Origin of the sequence: Psychrobacter sp. (assembly GCF_035469765.1) — a bacterium.
Taxonomy (GTDB): domain Bacteria; phylum Pseudomonadota; class Gammaproteobacteria; order Pseudomonadales; family Moraxellaceae; genus Psychrobacter.
In genome coordinates this window covers 1-3390 of sequence record NZ_DATIRM010000321.1, presented here as the reverse complement: position 1 = coordinate 3390, position 3390 = coordinate 1, and the positions used below count along the sequence as shown (strand labels likewise).

The 3390-nt window shown below is 43.0% G+C and carries 5 protein-coding genes; all 5 read left to right on the top strand.

The genetic code is table 11. The features are described from left to right. On the top strand, positions 1–640 hold a 640-nt coding region (gene arsS / locus VLN09_RS09040), incomplete at its 5' end, for an arsenosugar biosynthesis radical SAM (seleno)protein ArsS (protein ID WP_325245775.1). 93 nt (positions 641–733) lie between these two features. Beyond that, positions 734–1543 carry a DUF547 domain-containing protein gene (locus VLN09_RS09035; protein WP_325245773.1) on the top strand — a complete coding sequence of 270 codons (810 nt, stop codon included), beginning with the start codon at positions 734–736 and terminating at the stop codon, positions 1541–1543. 17 nt (positions 1544–1560) lie between these two features. Continuing rightward, entirely contained in the window at positions 1561–2301 is a 741-nt protein-coding gene (locus VLN09_RS09030; protein ID WP_325245771.1) for a TIGR04283 family arsenosugar biosynthesis glycosyltransferase, read from the top strand. Between the two features lie 86 nt (positions 2302–2387). Continuing rightward, positions 2388–3011, top strand: coding sequence for a TIGR04282 family arsenosugar biosynthesis glycosyltransferase (locus VLN09_RS09025; protein WP_325245769.1), 624 nt, complete (start codon positions 2388–2390; stop codon positions 3009–3011). A 95-nt stretch (positions 3012–3106) separates the two neighbouring features. Next, on the top strand, positions 3107–3390 hold a 284-nt coding region (locus tag VLN09_RS09020; protein ID WP_325245767.1), incomplete at its 3' end, for a methyltransferase domain-containing protein.

The window sequence follows — 3390 nt, the reverse complement described above, 5'->3', positions numbered from 1 at the left end:
AGGTTATGAAGATATGGCGCAGTTCTTGGCGGACAATGAGGTTGAGGTTGTCGCCTCACTTCCTTGTTACTCATTAGAAAATGTAGACAAGCAACGCGGCAAAGGCGCATTTAATGACAGTATCTTAGGATTGCATAAGCTTAATGCCTTAGGTTATGGTAAACCGGGTTCGAATTTAACGTTAAATCTTGTGTATAACCCGCAGGGGGCGACGCTACCGCCCAATCAGCAGCAGCTTGAAGCTGACTATAAGCGTGAGTTGAAAATGCATTTCGATATTGAGTTTAATCAGCTATTTGCCTTAACCAATATGCCTATTCAGTGCTTTGGTGCGGTGCTATTGGCTAAAAAACAGTTCCATCCCTATATGGATTTACTCAAAGCCAATTATGTGGCCTCCAATTTAACCGAAGTGATGTGTCGCTCGACTATCAGTGTAAATTGGCTTGGGGAGCTGTTTGATTGTGATTTTAACCAGCAATTAGAGATTCCAGTGCCAAATAAATTCCGTCGCCATCTAAGAGATCTATTGACGCAAAATCCTGCTGGTGATGATATTGCCATTGCGGATCATTGCTATGGTTGTACGGCAGGACAGGGCAGTAGCTGCGGCGGTATTTTAGAAGAGTCAGCTATATAGCTTTATTAAAGTATATGAGAATAGATTAGATAAAACTGGAACAAGTAAAATTAGCATAGGCAAAAACCTATTTATCTAAGCAGAGTGAATACCATGTCGTTATTCAATAACTTAATAGTCAAGACGACTATTGCCACCGCTATCTTGTTATCAAGCGCAGCCGCCTATGCGGATTTTAATCACAGTAGCTGGGATGCGTTGCTAGACAAACATGTGACCATGACCAATGCTGGCAAGGCGTCAGTAGTGGATTATGCTGGCATGCAGTCGGATAAAAGTAAATTAGATCGCTATATGGCTGCCACTAGTAAGGTGAATCAGTCTGAATTTAATCGTTGGAATAAAGATGAGCAGCTAGCATTTTTAATTAATGTCTATAACGCAGGTACGGTAGAATTGGTGCTCACCAAATATCCAAATATCAAGTCAATTAAAGATATTGGATCCGTATTAAGCTCACCTTGGAAGCAGAGTTTCATTCCACTGTTGGGTAAAACGCGCTCGCTGGATGATATTGAACACAATCTGATTCGCGGCTCCAAGCGTTACAACGACCCACGTATTCACTTTGCGGTTAATTGCGCGAGCATTGGCTGTCCTGCGCTCCTAGACGATGCGTTTACTGGAAAGCGCTTAGAGAAGCAGTTAGAGCAAGTGACCAGTAAGTTTTTGGCAGATAGTAGTCGTAATCGCTTGAAGGGCAATACGCTTGAGATATCGCCAATCTTTAAATGGTATAAAGAAGATTTTACGATGGGCTGGCGCGGTACTAATGATGTTGCAGGATTTTTGGGACGTTATAGTCAAGCCTTAGGAATGAATAGCGCTCAAGTGAAGGCATTAGAGCAGGGTAAAATAAAAGTCAGTTACACCAATTATGATTGGCGCTTAAATAAAAAATAAATTGGGCGTTAATAAAAATGACTGCTGTGCCAATCAAACTATCTATCGTAGTACCAGTATTAAATGAAGCGGATAATTTGCCGCGATTGATTGGTCATCTGGCTTATCTGAATCCAGCACCTTATGAAGTCATATTGGTCGATGGCGGTTCAACAGATAGCTCAGTTGCCATCGCTAAGAAACTGATTAAAGATTTGATAGATAGCAGTCAATCGTCTATCAACTGGCAGGCTGGTGATTGGCAAATAATAGAGTCCGCCGCTGGACGTGCGATGCAAATGAATGCAGGTGCTGAGCTAGCAACGGGTGATGTGTTGTTATTTTTGCATGCTGATACACAGCTGCCGAATCACGCTATTACTGATATTACATTAGCCGTCAGGCGAGCAGAGTGGGGACGTTTTGATGTACGTTTAGACAATCCTGCATGGATGCTTAAGGTAGTCAGCCAGATGATGAATTGGCGTTCCAGATTGAGCGGGATTGCAACGGGTGATCAAGCGATATTTATCAAAAAAATACTTTTTGAGCAGCTAGGTGGTTATCCTCAGCAGGCGCTTATGGAAGATATTGAGCTTTGCAAACGTCTTAAAGCTATTGGTAAGCCGGCTTGTCTACAAAGCAAGGTGATAACTTCGGCGCGGCGCTGGCAGCAGTATGGCACTTGGCGCACGATAGGTTTAATGTGGCGTCTGCGTTTTGATTACTGGCGCGGTGTCTCTGCTGATAATATTAAGCAGCGTTATTATAAGACTTAGTAGCTATTGGTTGTCCTTTGAGCCGTAAAGAGTCCTAGAGTGCGCTCAAATCATTTAAACTTGTAATAATAAAAATTCAAACATTTATGTCAAAAGATACACTCATTATTATTTTTGCCAAGTTCCCCGCTCGCGGCATGGCAAAAACACGTTTGCAACCTGCACTTGGTCTTGAAGGTGCATCGCTTATGGCAAAACAGCTGTTGTTGCATAGTGTTGAGCAGGCACTAGCGACCGGATTGAGTGTCGAGCTGTGCGTGAGTCCAGCGCCAAATAATCCGTGCTGGCAAACGCTTCATTTACCCGAGTCATTGCAGTGGTCATCGCAAGCAAATGATGACTTAGGGTTACGCATGTTAGCTGCCAGCCAGAAAGGTTTAGACAAATTTAAACAGGTAGTATTGATTGGTACTGATTGTCCAAGTTTAACGCCATTACGTATTCAAGATGCAGTACAGCATTTGGAGCAGTCTGATACGGTCATGATTCCTGCTTCAGATGGTGGTTACGTGCTCTTAGGGTTTAAGCAAGCTGATGCCAGCTTATTTTCGGATATCGAGTGGAGTACTGCCAGCGTAGCAGCAGTGACTCGACAACGTATCGCAACATTGGGTTGGACGCTGTCATTACTAGACCCATTGCACGACATTGATGCGCCTGCAGATTTGAAATATCTGCCGGTAGGCTGGCTTGAAAAAATAGGTTATTGATTAGCTGGTTCTTCAAATGCGACCAATGCTTTTTATCTTTAGAATGACATTTATAAGATTGCTTAAGCCATTTTATTATTAACAAGGAAAGTATTATGCATGAGGTCGTTCAAGATTATTATGGTAAGCAGCTACAAAGTACCGAGGATTTAAAAACGTCAGCATGCTGTGATGTGAGCAATATGCCAAGTTGGTTGAAGCCTTTGTTAGCGAATATTCACGACGAGGTTTTAAGTCGATATTATGGTTGTGGACTAGTCTGCCCCGCGCTACTTGAAGGCTGTCGTATCCTAGATTTGGGCTGCGGTTCAGGTCGCGATGTCTATGCATTAGCACAATTGGTCGGACGTACAGGTCATGTGGTCGGTGTCGATATGAC